The sequence below is a fragment of the Isoptericola croceus genome, assembly GCF_029382255.1.
In the GTDB taxonomy this organism is placed as follows: Bacteria; Actinomycetota; Actinomycetes; order Actinomycetales; family Cellulomonadaceae; genus Isoptericola; species Isoptericola croceus.
In genome coordinates this window covers 1-253 of sequence record NZ_JARLLG010000544.1, presented here as the reverse complement: position 1 = coordinate 253, position 253 = coordinate 1, and the positions used below count along the sequence as shown (strand labels likewise).

The window sequence follows — 253 nt, the reverse complement described above, 5'->3', positions numbered from 1 at the left end:
ACGGAGATCATCCACAAGCCATCGGTAACGTCCAACCCCTCGGGGGCAATGAAAGACTCCTTCCCCATCGCGGTGCACCTCGAGGAGGCCTTCCCCGCGCCGTCGTACCCGTCCATCTTCCCCTCCGGCGACGCGAGCTACGCGCTCGCCGTCGCGGTGGACAAGATCATGCTGGACGTGATCATCAAGTCCCGGCCGCTCTACCTCCCCAAGGTTCCCCTCATCCTGGACGAGCGGGGCAGCAAGTACTTCT

Annotated in this window: 1 protein-coding gene; it reads left to right on the top strand. The window is 63.6% G+C overall.

Annotated features, from left to right (window positions below; translation table 11 throughout):
• Nucleotides 1–48: 48 nt before the first annotated feature.
• Nucleotides 49–253: hypothetical protein (locus PZC42_RS22050; RefSeq protein ID WP_277214353.1), on the top strand; the 205-nt coding region annotated here is incomplete at its 3' end.